The sequence below is a fragment of the Bradyrhizobium genosp. A genome (assembly GCF_049949275.1).
GTDB lineage: Bacteria > Pseudomonadota > Alphaproteobacteria > Rhizobiales > Xanthobacteraceae > Bradyrhizobium.
On sequence record NZ_CP188196.1, the window covers coordinates 5,885,332 to 5,899,940 of the forward strand.

Consider the following 14,609-nt stretch of genomic DNA (forward strand, 5'->3'; position numbering starts at 1 on the left):
AGTGTCTATCTACAAGAGTCTATCTAGATGCGACTACCGACTCACGCAACCAACAAGCGGAATCAAAGCCTTGATGGCATTCGTGCGGTTGCTGTGATTCTGACCTTCAACGTGCATTTCTTTGGCAGTTATCTTGCAATTTTTCGCGGCGCCAATCCAAATAGCGTTCCACTAGCAAACTTTCCGAGCTTGTTCGATAAAGCGTTGTATTGGCTTTATCACTCTCACCACGGCGTCTCGATCTTCTTTATATTGAGTGGATTTCTAATCTCGAAGATTTCGCAAAGCGCTGACTATGTTTATCTGACCTTCATCAGGAACCGTATCGTGCGGGTCTACCCGGCGTTCTTGCTCGCCTTGATGATCTGTCTTGCTGGAGGCGTATTTATTGGCGCGCGATTTCCCGACATCCAAACTTTGATCGGAAACTTGTTCTTCCTCAATGCGATTCCGCTCTTGGGAATACCCGGTATCGTTTTCAACAACGTGACGTGGTCGTTGTTCTACGAGATGGTGTTTTACCTGCTCTTTCCTATTGTCCTGCTGATCGGACGATGGGCCGGATTGCCCGCAATTGCGTCTACAATCGTGGGCGGCCTGATTTTCGCTTACGGTCCGCTGCTATTCGGGTTGGACCTCCGATCTTTCGTTTTCCTGTTTGTCGGGGCTGGCGTTGGATGCCTGAGCCGCGAGCGAGTCGAAAGTGTTGCCAATGTTTGCCCAGATGCAGCAATCGTCTCGATCTACCTGCTTACGACGACCCTTTTCGCACTCGGCTACATCAACGACTGGCAATTTACCTGGCTGTTTTCGGGCCTGAGCATCATAGTCCTATGTAAAGCTGTGAGCAAACGAGGAGCGTTGGCTCGCACGCTTTCGTGGAGACCGCTCGCTTGGCTTGGGATGATATCCTATTCGTTCTATCTTCTTCACTCCGTCGCGATAGTGATCGTCTTTCGCGCAAGACAATATTTTGTATTTCCCGGCGTCGGGGACGTTGTTCCGCTTGCGATTCTCGCCTTGCTCAGTTTCGTCGGCGCCGTGCTGTTGGCGCTCATTTCTTACCTGATCGCAGAGCGGTTCTATTTTGCAAAGAGAGCGCCTGTAGCTTATGGGACGCCATCTAGCACCCTTCTGACATCCGATCCTGCTCGCATCATCTCCGGAAGAATCGAATGAACGTGCCGTTAGTCAGCATCATAACGCCCACTTTCAATCGTGTTGGCTTGCTGCCCGAGACGATCAAATCGATTCTGAACCAGACGTGGGAGAAAATCGAGTACATCGTTGTCGACGACGGCTCAACGGACGGAACCCGCGATTATCTCGCGACGTTGCCGCCACGCGTCACCGTTCTTACGCAGGCCAATGCTGGGCAAACCGCGGCCCTCTCCGCAGGTTGGTCGCGGGCTCGCGGAGACTATCTTGGTTATCTGAGTGACGACGATATTCTACCACCCGATGTGGTGACGCGGATCGTCAATCATCTTGAAGGCCACCCAGACGCCGCTGCGGCATTTCCCAATTCGAACTTGATTGATCTCAAAGGCCGCGTAGTTCAAGAGCGCGTCAATCGTCCTTTCGAGTTGAGTGCGGTCACTATCGATCATGAGTGTTACATTGGTCCTGGCGCACTGTTCCGACGCAGCGTGTACGAGCAAGTCGGAAATTGGGACCCTAATTGCCGGCTCTCCCCCGACATGGAATTTTGGACGCGCGTAGGATCACTCGGCCGTATTGATTTTTTGGAGGACGTCGTCGCGCTCTATCGCATCCATTCCGGATCGATGTCGGTAAGAGGCATAGTCTCCGACAAAATGGTGAATGAGTTCATCTATATGGCCAACAAGTACTTTGACGGACCGTTTTGTCCGCCCGAGTTGCGCGCGCGAAAAAACAGCTCGTTGGCAAATGCCCATCTAATCGCTGCACGAGGGCACCTGCGTGCCGGCCGGTTGGATGGTTTTGCAAAATCTTTGCTGGCCGCTCGCCATTACGAAAAATCCTCGGTTAATATGAGGTCACTCTCGCTGCTTGCCCGTGCCAGTGTTCCACAGCCCGTTAAGCAATCATTGAAAAGATTGTTGCGCTGGTGAGCCACGCCGACCTCAGAGGCGCGCGCTGAACCGCAATTCGATTGCGGCAATGCCCGTTGGATCAGACGTCGGTTGATCGGACATCAGAAGTAACCAGCAGCCCAGATGGTACCGGAAAGGACCGGTCATCATGCGTCCCCGTAACTCCTGAGCCGCCCGATATCGAGAATGGTGACGCCGCCGTACTCCAGCCGCAGCAGCCCCTCCTTCTCCAGCCGGTTCAGCGCGCGGTTGGCGTTCTGGCGCGACATGCCGGAAAGCGCACCGATCTCCTCCTGGGTGATCTCCAGATGCGCGGTCGATTCCGGATAGAGGATCGGGTTGAACAGCGAGGCGATGCCGCGCGCAAGGCGCGAGGTCGCATCGAGCGTGCGGTTGACCTCGAGCATGCCGATGAACTGGCCGAGCCGCTCGTTGAGCTGGCGCACCAGAAAGCGGTTGAAGCCGACACTGTTCTCGAATAGCCACATGAAGGCGGAGCGTTCCATCAACGCCACGCGGCTGTCGCGCAGCGCGACCACGTCGTAGCGGCGCAGCTCGTTCTTGAGCACGCTGCCCTCGCCGAACCAGGCGCCCGCCGTGAGTCCCGCAAGGCTCGTCTCCTTGCCGTCGCGCGAAACCCCGCCCATGCGGGCAAGGCCGCTCACCATGCCGGCCCAATAGTCGAATTTGTCGCCCCGCATGAACACGGTCTCCCCGGTGCCGTAGGACCGCTCCGTGATCCCGGCGCGGGCGACCTCGATCTCCGCTGGCGTGAGCTCGCGCGACCAAGCGGCGACGCGCTTCAGTTGATCCTCTGAAATCATGATCTCGAGGCCAGCCGCACCGTTTCGCCACCCCATTCCTCTGCTGCACTGCAGCACAATCGTTTCGGCCACCATCCGACGAAAGATGTAGGCCGCTGCCCACCCGAAAAACTTTGTCGCAGAATTGTCAGGCCGGAGACATTTCAAAATAGCGCTTTCCCCTATTGAGAGCCACCTCGGGCGATGCGGCTTTTGATCCCAAACGGGTACGAAGGTGGCGCGGCTCCGGCCGGGACCATGTGCTGCATGGCCTCACCGGCACGACCGTACTAGGATTGCCCGACGGGAACGGACGAAGAGCGCCGCTGAACGCGCCATCACCGGGAGGGATTTGTTTGGTGGCTACCAGTCTCGAAGTGCGCGGCGTGTCCTTGCGGTTCGGCGGCGTTCGCGCGCTGACCGACGTCAGCTTCGCCATCAATGAGGGCGAGCTGTTCTCGATCATCGGCCCCAACGGGGCCGGCAAGACCTCGATCGTGAACTGTATTTCCGGCCGCTACAAGCCGACCGAAGGCCAGCTGTTCTACGGGGGACGCGACATCACCGGCCTGACGCCGAATGCACGTCCCACACTCGGCATCGGCCGCACCTTCCAGAATCTCGCGCTGTTCCACCACATGAGCGTGCTCGACAACATCATGGTCGGCCGCCATCACCTCCTGAAGAACAACTTTCTCACGGGCTCGCTGTACTGGCTCACCGGCGCGCGCAAGGAAGAGCTAGAGCACCGCCGCAAGGTGGAAGAGATCATCGACTTTCTTGATCTCCAGTCGGTGCGCAAAGCGACCGCCGGCACCCTCTCCTACGGCCTGCGCAAACGCGTCGAACTCGCCCGCGCCATGGCGCTGGAGCCGCGCCTCATCCTCCTCGACGAGCCGATGGCCGGCATGAATTTCGAGGAGAAGGAGGACATGGCCCGCTACATCGTCGACCTCAACGAGGAGTTCGGGATGACCGTGGTGATGATCGAGCACGACATGGGCGTGGTGATGGACATCTCTCACCGCGTCATGGTGCTGGATTTCGGCCGCAAGATCGCTGAGGGCGACCCGGCCGCGGTGCTTGCCGATCCCCACGTCCGGCGCGCCTATCTCGGCGAGGAGGACGAGGTGCTGGTCGATCCCGACGATGCTCCGCCGGCGCAGGAGAGCGCGGCATGATGGACTACGCAGCCCGCGTCGCGCAGGCCGATACCTATCCGAAGATGCTCCGGCTCAATGCCCAAGAGCATGGCAACGAGATCGCGCTGCGTGAAAAGGATCTCGGCCTCTGGCGCCCCTTCACCTGGAACGATTACCAGACCCGCGTGCGCGACTTCGCGCTCGGGCTGGTCGAGCTCGGCCTCGGCCGCGGCGATGTCGTCGGCATCATCGGCGACAACCGGCCGGACTGGGTTGCGGCGGAGGTGGCCGCCCACGCGATCGGCGGATTGAGCCTCGGGCTCTATCGCGACGTGCTCGATGAAGAGGCCTCCTATCTCCTCAACTATGGCGAGGCGCAGCTCGTGTTTGCTGAGGACGAGGAGCAGGTCGACAAGCTGCTGGCGCTCGCCGAGCGCGTGCCGCGACTGAAGCAAATCATCTATTCCGACCCGCGCGGGATGCGGAAATATGACGATCCCAGGCTGATATCGGCAGAAAACTTCGCCGAGCTCGGCCGTGCCCGGGCCGCGCGCGATCCGGGGCTTTACGACAAACTCGTCGACGCGACCAAGGGCGAGGATGTCGCCATCCTCTGCACGACGTCGGGCACCACCTCGCATCCAAAGCTCGCGATGCTCGCCGCCGGCCGCGTGCTTGGCCACTGCGCGACCTATCTCGCCTTCGATCCCAAGGGGCCGGACGACGAATACGTCTCGGTGCTGCCGCTACCGTGGATCATGGAGCAGGTCTATGTGCTCGGCAAAGGCCTGCTCTGCCGGATGAAGATCAACTTCGTCGAAGAGCCTGACACCATGATGAACGATCTGCGCGAGATCGCGCCGACATTCGTGCTCTTTGCCCCACGGGTCTGGGAATCGATCGCCGCCGACGTCCGCGCCAAGGTGATGGACGCAACGCCGTTCAAGCAGCGCCTGTTCGACATCGGCATGAAGTCCGGTCTCGCCGCGCTCGAACAAGGCAAGCGCTCGGGTTTTGCCGATGCGATCCTGTTCCGCGCCCTCCGCGACCGTCTCGGCTTCACGCGCCTGCGCTCGGCTGCCACCGGCGGCGCTGCGCTCGGGCCCGATACCTTCAAGTTCTTCCAGGCCATGGGCGTGCCGCTGCGCACGCTCTACGGCCAGACGGAGCTGCTAGGGGCCTACACGCTGCATCCCGCGGGCAAGGTCGACCCTGACACGACTGGCGTGCCGATGGCCGACAGCGTCGAGATCCGCATCGACAATGCCGACGTCCACGGCGTCGGCGAGATCGTGGTGCGGCATCCCAACATGTTCCTCGGCTATTACAAGAACCCGGAAGCCAGCGTCGCCGACATCAGGGATGGCTGGATGCTGTCGGGTGACGCCGGCTATTTCAACGCGAACCGCCAGCTCGTCGTCATCGACCGTATCAAGGATCTCGCCGAGACCTCGCGCGGCGAGCGCTTCTCGCCGCAATTCATCGAGAACAAGCTGAAATTCTCGCCCTATATCGCCGAAGCCGTGGTGCTAGGGGCCGGCCGCGATGCGCTCGCGGCGATGATCTGCATCCGATACTCCATCATCTCGAAATGGGCGGAGAAGAACCGCCTCTCGTTCACGACCTACAGCGACCTCGCCTCGCGGCCCGAGGTCTATGCCCTGCTCCGCAAGGAAGTCGAGACCGTCAACGCAACGCTGCCGCCGGCGCAACGCATCTCGCGCTTTTTGCTGCTCTACAAGGAACTTGACGCCGACGATGGCGAGCTCACCCGCACAAGAAAAGTGCGCCGCAGCGTCATCAACGAGAAATACGAAGGCATCATCGATGCCATCTACCGCGGCGATCCCGACATCCCCGTCGACACCGTGATCCGCTTCCAGGACGGCACCACGCAGAGGGTGCGCACCACGCTGCGGGTCGTGGATCTGGGCGGGCACGGCCCCATGGCGGAGGCTGCGGAGTGATGCAGGTATCCGTCGCGAACCGTGCTGCCCTTCGCCTCTCCCCGCTTGCGGGGAGAGGCCGGAGCGCGTCAGCGATCCGGGTGAGGGGGAGCCTCCGCAAGGGCGGTGACGATCGTTTCGAGAATGCCAGCCAGGTTGCTCGAAACGTCGTTGTTCCAGAACCGCAGGATCCGATAGTTTCGGTCAATCAGCCATTTGTCGCGTACTGCATCGCGCGGACTGTCAGCGTGTTGCCCGCCGTCCACTTCAATAATCAGTCTACTTTCACGGCAGATGAAGTCGACGGTGTAAGGCCCGATCGGCTCCTGCCGAACGAACTTGTAGCCATTCAGTCTGCGGGCGCGCAGGCGATACCAGAGTTTTCCTTCCGCATCCGTCAACGCGGCGCGCAAGCTTCTTGCGCGCTCGGTCTTGGATTCATCAGCACCTCGCATGCGGAGGCTCCCCCTCACCCGCCGCGCTTCGCGCGTCGGCCTCTCCCCGCAAGCGGGGAGAGGCGAAAGGTCCACCATACATGAACACCGCCTTCCTCATCCAGCTCCTGGTCAACGGCCTCGTGGTCGGCACGCTCTATGGCGTGGTCGCGATGTCGTTCGTGCTGATCTACAAGGCGACGCAGGTCGTCAATTTCGCGCAAGGTGAATTGCTGCTGGTCGGCGCCTGGGTGTGCTGGGCGCTGCTCGCGAAATACCAGGTGCCGTTCTGGATCGGCATGCCGATGACGCTGGTGTTCATGTTCGTGTTCGGCATCGCGATCCAGATCCTGATCCTCAGGCCGATGATCGGCGAGCCCATCATCTCCGTGATCATGGTGACGATCGGCCTCTCCACCGTGCTACAGGCGACGCTGAAATGGATGTTCGGCGTCAACCCGCAGCCGTTCCCGCGCGTATTCGAGAGCCAGTCGGTCGACCTGTTCGGGCTCCAGATCCAGACCGTCTATGCCATGAGCCTGGTCGTCTCGGTCGCGATGATGATCGGCATGGCCTGGTTCTTCCGCGCCTCGAAGTATGGCCTTGCGATGCGCGCCACTGCGTTCAACCAGCAAGTGGCGCAGTCGCTCGGCATTTCCGTGAAGAGCGTGTTTGCGATGGCCTGGGCGATCTCGGCCACCGTCTCCGCGGTCGCGGGCGTCGTCGTCGCCGTGGTGAACGGCGTGTCCTCGGGCCTTGCCGCCTACGGTATCAAGGTGTTTCCGGCAGCCATCCTCGGCGGGCTCGATTCCGTCGGCGGCGCCGTGCTCGGCGGCATCATCATCGGTCTGCTCGAGAACATCGCGCAATATGTCGACAGCGAGTATCTGCACTGGGGCAATCTCTACGAGATCGCGCCGTTCTACGTCCTCATCATCGTGCTGATGATCAAGCCTTACGGCCTGTTCGGCACCCACGACATCGAGCGGATCTGATCCATGGCCGGCCCTGCCCTCATCCCTGCTGGCGATTTCCGCACCTCTTACGCGGCCGACACCACGATCTTCCCGACCACGACCAGCCGCAACTGTGCGATTCTCGGCGTGCTGCTGCTCTGTCTCGTGCCGCAATTCCTCGGCGGCTACTGGCTCAGCATCCTGATCCAGATCGGCATCTTCTCGATCGCGGCGCTGGGCCTGAACATCCTGGTCGGCTTCACCGGCCAGATCTCGATTGGCCATGCCGCTTTCTTCCTGCTCGGCGCATTCACCTCGGCCTACATCTCCAACAACGCACCTATCCCGGTGTTCTTCGCGATCCCGCTCGCGGGTGTCGTCACCGCACTGGTCGGGTTGATCTTCGGCCTTCCGGCGGCGCGGCTGAAGGGACTGTACCTCGTCATCGCGACGCTGGCCGCGCAATATATCCTGCTCGACTTCTTTTCACGCGCCGAATGGTTTTCCGGCGGCTCCGTGCCGGCGAGCGCCGAGCCGTTCTCGATCTTTGGCTATGCGCTCCGCGGCGACCGGCAATACTTCTATGTCGTGCTGGCCTATGTGTTGGCGAGCTACATCCTCGTCACCAACCTGATGCGCACGCGCGACGGCCGCGCGCTGGTGGCGATCCGCGACCATTATCTCTCCGCGGAGATCATGGGCATCAACCTCACCAAATACCGCACGCTGTCATTCGGGCTCGCCGCCTTCTTCGCCGGCATCGCCGGCGCGCTCTACGCGCACTACCAGCTCGTCGTCTCGCAGGAAGGCTTCGGCATCGAGCGCTCGATCCTGTTCCTCGCCATGATCATTATCGGCGGCACCGGCTCGATCATGGGCACGCTGATGGGCACCGCCTTCGTGGTGCTGCTGCCTGAGACGATGGAGTTGATCAGCTTGTATTTGAAAGGTGGCGCGATCGACAAGGCACTGTCGCTCAACAACAACATCACCTTCCTGCGCGAGATCGCGATCGGGGTGATCATCATCGCATTCCTGATGTTCGAGCCTGATGGCCTCGCGCATCGCTGGCGGCAGATCAAGGCGTACTGGAAACTCTACCCGTTCTCGCACTGAGCGCGGGCTGCTTCACTTAAACAATAAACCGGAGGAACCGACCCATGAAGATGAAGTCCCTTTTGAGCACCGCATCGTTCGCGCTTGTGATCGCGGCATTCTCCGCGAGCGCGCAGGCACAGATCGCGATCGGGCATCTCGCCGATTATTCCGGCGGCACCTCCGACGTCGGCACGCCCTACGGTCAGGCGGTCGCCGACACGTTTGCCTGGGTCAACAAGAACGGCGGCGTCGGCGGCAAGCAGCTCAACGTCGACACCAACGATTACGGCTATCAGGTGCCGAAGGCGATCGCGCTCTACAAGAAGTGGTCGGCACCGGACAGCAAGGTCGCCGCGATCATGGGCTGGGGCACCGCGGACACCGAAGCGCTGACCGGCTTCCTCGCCCAGGACAAGATCCCCGACCTCTCCGGCTCCTACGCCGCCGCTCTCACCGATCCCGAAGGCACCAGCGGCAAGGCCAAGCCCGCGCCATACAATTTCTTCTACGGCCCGAGCTATTCGGACTCGCTGCGCGCGATGCTGATCTGGGCGGCCGAGGACTGGAAGGCCAAGGGCAAGCCCGGCAAGCCGAAATTCGTGCACATGGGCGCCAATCACCCCTATCCGAACGCGCCGAAGGCCGCCGGCGAAGCCATGGCGCAGGAGCTCGGCTTCGAGGTGCTGCCGCCGCTGGTGTTCGCGCTCGCGCCGGGTGACTACAGCGCACAGTGCCTAAGCCTGAAATCCTCGGGCGCCAACTACGCCTATCTCGGCAACACTGCGGCTTCCAACATCTCGGTGATGAAGGCCTGCAAGACCGCCGGCGTCGAGATCCAGTTCCTCGGCAATGTCTGGGGCATGGACGAGAACGCCGCCAAGACCGCGGGCGATGCGGCCAATGGCGTGATCTTCCCGCTGCGCACCGCAGTGAGCTGGGGCGGCGATGCGCCCGGCATGAAGACGGTGATGGAGATCTCCAAGATATCCGACCCCACCGGCAAGGTTTATCGACCGGTACACTACATCGCCGCCGTCTGCTCGGCGCTCTACATGAAGGAGGCGCTCGACTGGGCCACCAAGAACGGCGGCGCCACGGGCGACAACGTCGCGAAGGGTTTCTATCAGAAAAAGGACTGGGTGCCGGCTGGCATGGAGGGCGTGTGCACGCCCTCGACCTGGACCGACAAGGACCATCGCGGCACACTGAAGGTCGAGCTCTATCGCACCAAGATCACAGGCGCGACCGACGGCGACCTCAACGACCTCATGGCCAAGGGCGCGATCAAGCTCGAGAAGGTCAAGACCGTCGAGCTGCCGCGCAAGCCGGAACTGCTGGGCTGGTAATTTCGATCTCAGACGTCATGGCCGGGCTTGTCCCGGCCATCCACGCCTGACCACTCAGAACGAAGTACGTGGATGCCCGGGACAAGCCCGGGCATGACGAGCGTAGCAAATTGGCGACACACAACATGACTGAAATCCTCGAAGCAGCCCACGCCAAGCCAACCGTTGTCGCCGCGCCGCCGCTCCTCGCCGTGCGCAACATCGAGGTCGTCTATGACGATGTCATCCTGGTGCTGCGCGGCCTCAGCCTAGACGTGCCCAAGGGCGCGATCGTGGCGCTGCTGGGGGCCAACGGTGCCGGCAAGTCGACCACGCTGAAGGCGATCTCGGGGCTGCTCAAGACCGAGGACGGCGAGGTCACGCGCGGCGAGATCCTGTTCGAGGGCGAGCGGATAAACGGCATCGATCCCGACAAGATCGTCCGCCGCGGCATCTTCCAGGTCATGGAGGGCCGGCGCATCGTCGCCGACATGACGTCGCTGGAAAACCTCAAGCTCGGCGCCTTCACCCGCAGGGATCGCGAGGTCGATGCCGACCTCGACATGGTTTTCAAATATTTCCCGCGCCTGAAGGAGCGCACGGGACTGGCCGGCTATCTCTCCGGCGGCGAGCAGCAGATGCTCGCGATCGGCCGCGCGCTGATGGCGCGCCCGAAGATGATCCTGATGGACGAGCCCTCGATGGGGCTGTCGCCGCTGCTGGTGAAAGAGGTGTTCTCAATCATCCAGAAGATCAACCGCGACCTCGGCGTCACCATCCTGCTGGTCGAGCAGAACGCGCGCGCCGCGCTGTCGGTGGCAAGCCACGGCTACATCATGGAGCAGGGCAAGGTCGTGCTCGACGGCACTGCCGACGAATTGCGCGACAACGAGGACGTCAAGGAATTCTACCTCGGCGGCGCCGGCGACCAGCGCAAGAGCTTCAAGAACCTCAAGAGTTTCAAGCGCCGCAAGCGCTGGCTCTAACCCAATACCTGCTCCGCTTCGGTGACCGCGCAGAGAACATGATAGAACGACGACGCAGGAATGGTGTCGATCAGCGATGTGCCGTCGCGGTCGAACTGGTCGTACCAGCCGCCCCGCACCGGATGGCTGAGATAATGCCGTTCGAGCCGCACCAGCGCCGCGCGCGCTTCCTCCGCCGCGCCCGCCTCGCCGGACTCGGCCTGCGCGATCCACGCCTTCGCGATCTCGGTCTGCGGCCACAGCCGGCGCGTCGCGCGGCGGATGTTGCCGGTGTCATCGCCCTCGTCGACGAGACAGCCGGTGGCCGCGTCGCGATAGCGCAGCGCAGTGGCCAGCAGCTCTGCGCGCCGTTGTCCGGTCGGGCAGCCCGTGATGCGTTCAAACCCTTTCAGCAGCCAGACCCATTCGGCCTGGTGGCCGGCCTCGACGCTGACAGGCTCGATCTTCGACCAGTCCTCCTCGAAATATTCGCCCAGCGCACACTTCCGCTTGTCGTAGAGATTGGCCAGGAACAGCGCGAAGAATTCACCGGCGCGATTCTGGAACGACAGATCGTGGGTCGCGTCGAAACACGCGATCATCGCCTCGAACAGATGCATCTGCGGATTCTGCCGGCGCGGCAGCGAGACCGGCAGGCTCTCATGCACGCCGCCATGCGGCGAGCGCAGATGGCCGTCGAGGAAGGCGAGCAGCGCGTCGATCTCGGCGCGGACTTGCGCGTCCTTGTCGAGCGCATAGACCGTTGCCAGTGCAAACAGGATGAAGGCGTGGTCGTAGGCGTCGCGTCGCGAATCCAGCACCGCGCCCTCCGGCGTCAGCCGGTGTACGTAGCCAGGCCGGCCGTCCGGCGCCTTGGCGTGCCCCAGCAGGTGCTCGAGCCCCTTCAGCGCGATGGCGCGCCCCTCGGGATACCAGCCCATCTGCGCCGCCTTGGCGTAGCACCAGATCTGGCGCGCCTGGACGAACACGCGCCGCGGCGCGGCTCTGTCCGCCGTCCCATCGCGGTGCAGCCGATCGACGAAGCCACCCGCTTCATGGTCCCAGCCGACGGTCGACCACAGCGGGATCGCGTCCTCGATCATGCGGCGCTTCAGGCGCGCGACGATTTCGACCGCCTCTTCCGCCGGAATGATGCTCTCGTCCGCCATCGCGTCCTCTCCACGCCCCGCCAATGGCCGTCTGATACCCATGCGAGCAGCGGCGTGCAACGGATGCCAACCCGGAAAGACCTGCCATGACCGCCCATTACGACGCCCTCGAGACGCGCGAGCCAGCGGCGCGCGAGGCCGAGCTGTTCGCCCGCCTGCCAGGCGTCCTGCGCAGCGCGCTGAGTGCACCCGCCTATGCCGAGCGGCTGAAGGGCATCGATCCCGCCTCGGTGACCTCCAGGGCGGCGCTGGCGGGCCTTCCGGTGCTGCGCAAGTCGGAACTGCCCGCCCTGCACAAGGCCTTCCAGCCCTTCGGCGGCTTCGTGGCTGCGGCCCCGGGGTCGTTCGCCCGCCTCTTTACCTCTCCCGGCCCGATCTTCGAGCCGGAGGGATGGCAGGCCGACCCCTGGCGCGGCGCGCGGGCGCTGTTCGCGGCTGGGTTCCGCCCCGAGGACATCGTGCTCAACACCTTCAGCTACCACCTCACCCCCGGCGGCTTCATCTTCGATGCCTCGGCGCGCGCGCTGGGCTGCGCGGTGATCCCCGCCGGCCCCGGCAACACCGAGCAGCAGTTCGAGCTGATCGAGGCCTACCGTCCCGTCGGCTACAGTGGCACCCCGGACTTCCTGAAGATCCTGCTCGATGCCGCGGCGACCGCGGGCCGCGACGTCTCCTCGATCAAGCGCGCGCTGGTTTCGGGCGCGGCCTTTCCGCCCTCGCTTCAGGCCGAGATCAAGGCGCGCGGCATCGACGCCTACCAGGCCTTCGGCACCGCCGATCTCGGCCTCATCGCCTTTGAGACCGAGGCACGCGAGGGCATGGTCGTGAATGAGGATCTGATCATGGAGATCGTCAGACCCGGCACCGGCGATCCCGTGTCACCCGGCGATGTCGGCGAGATCGTGGTGACCTCGCTCGATCCGCACCATCCCTGGATCCGGCTCGCGCTCGGCGACCTCACCGCGGCGCTGCCGGGCTCAAGCAGATGCGGTCGCACCAACATGCGCATCAAGGGCTGGATGGGCCGCGCCGACCAGACCACCAAGGTCAAGGGCATGTTCGTCCGCCCCGAGCAGGTCGCCGAGATTGGCAGGCGCCATCCCGCGCTCGGACGGCTGCGCCTCGTCGTCACCCGCCAGGGCGAGGCCGATGCGATGACGCTGAAGGCCGAGGCGGACACATCAGGCGATGCGCTGCGCGAGGAGATCGCGGCCAGCCTGCGGGCCGTGACCAAGCTCGGCGGCGCAGTCGAGCTGGTCAGCCCCGGCGCGCTGCCGAACGACGGCAAGGTGATCGCGGATGAGCGGTAGGTCCCGCGCAGCACCGATCGCGTCCGCGCCGCCGGATATCAGGCCGCCCGGATATTGTGCACGGTCCGCGAATGGGCTATGCGACCCGCAAATGAGCCTCCGTCGAGACAATACTCGCAAATTCGCGAACGGGACGCCCTAGCCCCGTGCGCGTTCTCATCCTCAACGCAGATTATCAGCGCTTTCTCGCCTGGCTGTACCGGCGCCATCCGGGCCTCGAGAATGCGAACTACGACGCACAGATGGCAGCGCGCAGTGCCAGCCTGTTCGGCGTGGCCGACTTCTACTCGCGCAATTTCGAAGCCCTCGGGCACACGGCCGCCAACATCCACGTCAACAATGGCTGGATGCAGACGGCATGGGCGCGCGAACATGGCATCAGCGTGACCCCATCGCCGCCGCCGGGCGCCGCCGTGAGCGATGCCATCCCGGGATGGCTGCAACGCGCCGTCGCGCCATTCAAGCCGGTGCTGAGGCCGCTCGCCCGCAAGATCGGTCTGAGCCCGCGCCTCGACGCGCAGTCCGAACAGATCCTGCTGGCGCAGATCGAGGACTTCAAGCCGGACCTGATCCTCAACCAGGATCTGTTCCACGTCGACACGCGCCTGGTGCGCCGGATCAAGCAGATCTGCCGCCCCACCATGGTCGGCCAGGTTGGAATTGTGCCCTCGCGCGGCGAAGACTGGTCGGTCTACGATCTGCTGATCTCGCAAATCGCCGCGGTGGTGGATTTCTTTCGTCAACAAGGCGCCCGCTCGGAGGTCATCCATCTGGGATTCGAGCCCACGATCCTCGACGTTCTTCCGCCTGCACCGGCGCGCAGCATCGACGTCTCATTCGTGGGCGCCGTATCGGCCGATCACCAGCAGCGCGTGGCGCAGCTGGAAGCCGTCGCGCGGCGCTACGATCTGAAACTGTTCGGCAGCGGCCTGCATACACTGCCCGCCTCGTCACCGCTTCACCGCTGCTATCAGGGCGAGGTGTGGGGCGTGGACATGTATCAGGCGCTGCGAGCCTCGCGCGTGACGCTCAACTCGCATATCGACATGGCCGGCCCCGAAGCCGGCAATGCGCGCCTGTTCGAAGCAACCGGTATCGGCGCCTTCCTGCTCACGGACTTCAAGGACAATCTTCACACGCTGTTCGAGCCCGGCCGCGAGGTCGCTGTCTGGCGTTCGGCCGACGACTGTATCGCGCTGATCGATCGCTATCTCAACGATGAGCCCACGCGCATGGCGATCGCTGCAGCCGGACAGGCACGCACGCTTTCGACCCACACGTTCCGCCAGCGCGTGAGCACGATCTTGCAGCTCGCCGGCCGCGAATAGGAGCCACCGGCGCGCCCTTGACGGTCCCGGCCAAAATGGCCAAAGTGCTCCTGCG

13 protein-coding genes are annotated in these 14,609 nt (G+C 63.0%); 10 read left to right on the top strand and 3 right to left on the bottom strand.

From position 1 onward, the window contains the following. Positions 1–27 precede the first annotated feature (27 nt). Together ACP2YP_RS27565 and ACP2YP_RS27570 are read left to right on the top strand one after the other, a co-directional pair. The gene (locus ACP2YP_RS27565) at positions 28–1,179 is read left to right on the top strand and encodes an acyltransferase family protein (RefSeq protein ID WP_426419403.1); all 1,152 of its coding nucleotides are present in this window, start codon (positions 28–30) and stop codon (positions 1,177–1,179) included. After that, positions 1,176–2,096 (top strand): glycosyltransferase, encoded by a 921-nt coding sequence (locus tag ACP2YP_RS27570; RefSeq protein WP_426419404.1) that lies wholly within the window; start codon positions 1,176–1,178, stop codon positions 2,094–2,096. Before ACP2YP_RS27565 ends, ACP2YP_RS27570 begins: the two co-directional genes overlap by 4 nt. 128 nt (positions 2,097–2,224) lie before the next feature. On the opposite strand, the gene ACP2YP_RS27575 is transcribed toward ACP2YP_RS27570, so the two are convergent. Then, positions 2,225–2,902, bottom strand: a complete 678-nt coding sequence (locus ACP2YP_RS27575; protein ID WP_426426282.1) for a Crp/Fnr family transcriptional regulator — start codon at positions 2,900–2,902, stop codon at positions 2,225–2,227. 338 nt (positions 2,903–3,240) lie between these two features. Here ACP2YP_RS27575 and ACP2YP_RS27580 point away from each other — a divergent pair, with 338 nt between their 5' ends. Both ACP2YP_RS27580 and ACP2YP_RS27585 read left to right on the top strand, forming a co-directional pair. Further along, positions 3,241–4,062 carry an ABC transporter ATP-binding protein gene (locus ACP2YP_RS27580; RefSeq protein WP_426419405.1) on the top strand — a complete coding sequence of 274 codons (822 nt, stop codon included), beginning with the start codon at positions 3,241–3,243 and terminating at the stop codon, positions 4,060–4,062. Next, entirely contained in the window at positions 4,059–5,990 is a 1,932-nt protein-coding gene (locus ACP2YP_RS27585; protein WP_426419406.1) for a long-chain fatty acid--CoA ligase, read from the top strand. Before ACP2YP_RS27580 ends, ACP2YP_RS27585 begins: the two co-directional genes overlap by 4 nt. Positions 5,991–6,058: 68 nt before the next feature. Here the strand turns inward: ACP2YP_RS27585 and ACP2YP_RS27590 are convergent, their stop codons facing one another. After that, entirely contained in the window at positions 6,059–6,424 is a 366-nt protein-coding gene (locus ACP2YP_RS27590; protein WP_426419407.1) for an endonuclease domain-containing protein, read from the bottom strand. 80 nt (positions 6,425–6,504) lie between these two features. Between ACP2YP_RS27590 and ACP2YP_RS27595 the strand changes: the two genes are divergently transcribed. The 4 genes from ACP2YP_RS27595 to ACP2YP_RS27610 all read left to right on the top strand — a co-directional run bounded on the left by ACP2YP_RS27595 (position 6,505) and on the right by ACP2YP_RS27610 (position 10,768). After that, positions 6,505–7,398: a branched-chain amino acid ABC transporter permease gene (locus tag ACP2YP_RS27595; RefSeq protein ID WP_426419408.1), complete on the top strand. Its 894-nt coding sequence runs from the start codon at positions 6,505–6,507 to the stop codon at positions 7,396–7,398. Between the two features lie 3 nt (positions 7,399–7,401). Further along, on the top strand, positions 7,402–8,475 hold the full coding sequence (locus tag ACP2YP_RS27600; RefSeq protein WP_426419409.1) for a branched-chain amino acid ABC transporter permease: 1,074 nt from the start codon (positions 7,402–7,404) through the stop codon (positions 8,473–8,475). Positions 8,476–8,519: 44 nt separating this feature from the next. Further along, positions 8,520–9,803: an ABC transporter substrate-binding protein gene (locus ACP2YP_RS27605; protein ID WP_426419410.1), complete on the top strand. Its 1,284-nt coding sequence runs from the start codon at positions 8,520–8,522 to the stop codon at positions 9,801–9,803. Between the two features lie 125 nt (positions 9,804–9,928). Then, entirely contained in the window at positions 9,929–10,768 is an 840-nt protein-coding gene (locus ACP2YP_RS27610; protein ID WP_426419411.1) for an ABC transporter ATP-binding protein, read from the top strand. On the opposite strand, the gene ACP2YP_RS27615 is transcribed toward ACP2YP_RS27610, so the two are convergent. Next, positions 10,765–11,916, bottom strand: coding sequence for an AGE family epimerase/isomerase (locus ACP2YP_RS27615; RefSeq protein WP_426419412.1), 1,152 nt, complete (start codon positions 11,914–11,916; stop codon positions 10,765–10,767). The two genes, ACP2YP_RS27610 and ACP2YP_RS27615, sit on opposite strands and share 4 nt — an antisense overlap. A gap of 86 nt (positions 11,917–12,002) precedes the next feature. On the opposite strand from ACP2YP_RS27615, the gene ACP2YP_RS27620 reads away from it, so the two are divergent. Both ACP2YP_RS27620 and ACP2YP_RS27625 read left to right on the top strand, forming a co-directional pair. Next, positions 12,003–13,226 (top strand): phenylacetate--CoA ligase family protein, encoded by a 1,224-nt coding sequence (locus ACP2YP_RS27620; protein WP_426419413.1) that lies wholly within the window; start codon positions 12,003–12,005, stop codon positions 13,224–13,226. 146 nt (positions 13,227–13,372) lie between these two features. Next, positions 13,373–14,554 carry a CgeB family protein gene (locus ACP2YP_RS27625; protein WP_426419414.1) on the top strand — a complete coding sequence of 394 codons (1,182 nt, stop codon included), beginning with the start codon at positions 13,373–13,375 and terminating at the stop codon, positions 14,552–14,554. Positions 14,555–14,609 lie beyond the last annotated feature (55 nt).

Coding starts and splice junctions, on each gene's coding strand:
- ACP2YP_RS27565 (WP_426419403.1), top strand. CDS start 28: ATGCGACTACCGACTCACGCAACCAACAAGCGGAATCAAAGCCTTGAT.
- ACP2YP_RS27570 (WP_426419404.1), top strand. CDS start 1,176: ATGAACGTGCCGTTAGTCAGCATCATAACGCCCACTTTCAATCGTGTT.
- ACP2YP_RS27575 (WP_426426282.1), bottom strand. CDS start 2,902: ATGATTTCAGAGGATCAACTGAAGCGCGTCGCCGCTTGGTCGCGCGAG.
- ACP2YP_RS27585 (WP_426419406.1), top strand. CDS start 4,059: ATGATGGACTACGCAGCCCGCGTCGCGCAGGCCGATACCTATCCGAAG.
- ACP2YP_RS27590 (WP_426419407.1), bottom strand. CDS start 6,424: ATGCGAGGTGCTGATGAATCCAAGACCGAGCGCGCAAGAAGCTTGCGC.
- ACP2YP_RS27595 (WP_426419408.1), top strand. CDS start 6,505: ATGAACACCGCCTTCCTCATCCAGCTCCTGGTCAACGGCCTCGTGGTC.
- ACP2YP_RS27600 (WP_426419409.1), top strand. CDS start 7,402: ATGGCCGGCCCTGCCCTCATCCCTGCTGGCGATTTCCGCACCTCTTAC.
- ACP2YP_RS27605 (WP_426419410.1), top strand. CDS start 8,520: ATGAAGATGAAGTCCCTTTTGAGCACCGCATCGTTCGCGCTTGTGATC.
- ACP2YP_RS27610 (WP_426419411.1), top strand. CDS start 9,929: ATGACTGAAATCCTCGAAGCAGCCCACGCCAAGCCAACCGTTGTCGCC.
- ACP2YP_RS27615 (WP_426419412.1), bottom strand. CDS start 11,916: ATGGCGGACGAGAGCATCATTCCGGCGGAAGAGGCGGTCGAAATCGTC.
- ACP2YP_RS27620 (WP_426419413.1), top strand. CDS start 12,003: ATGACCGCCCATTACGACGCCCTCGAGACGCGCGAGCCAGCGGCGCGC.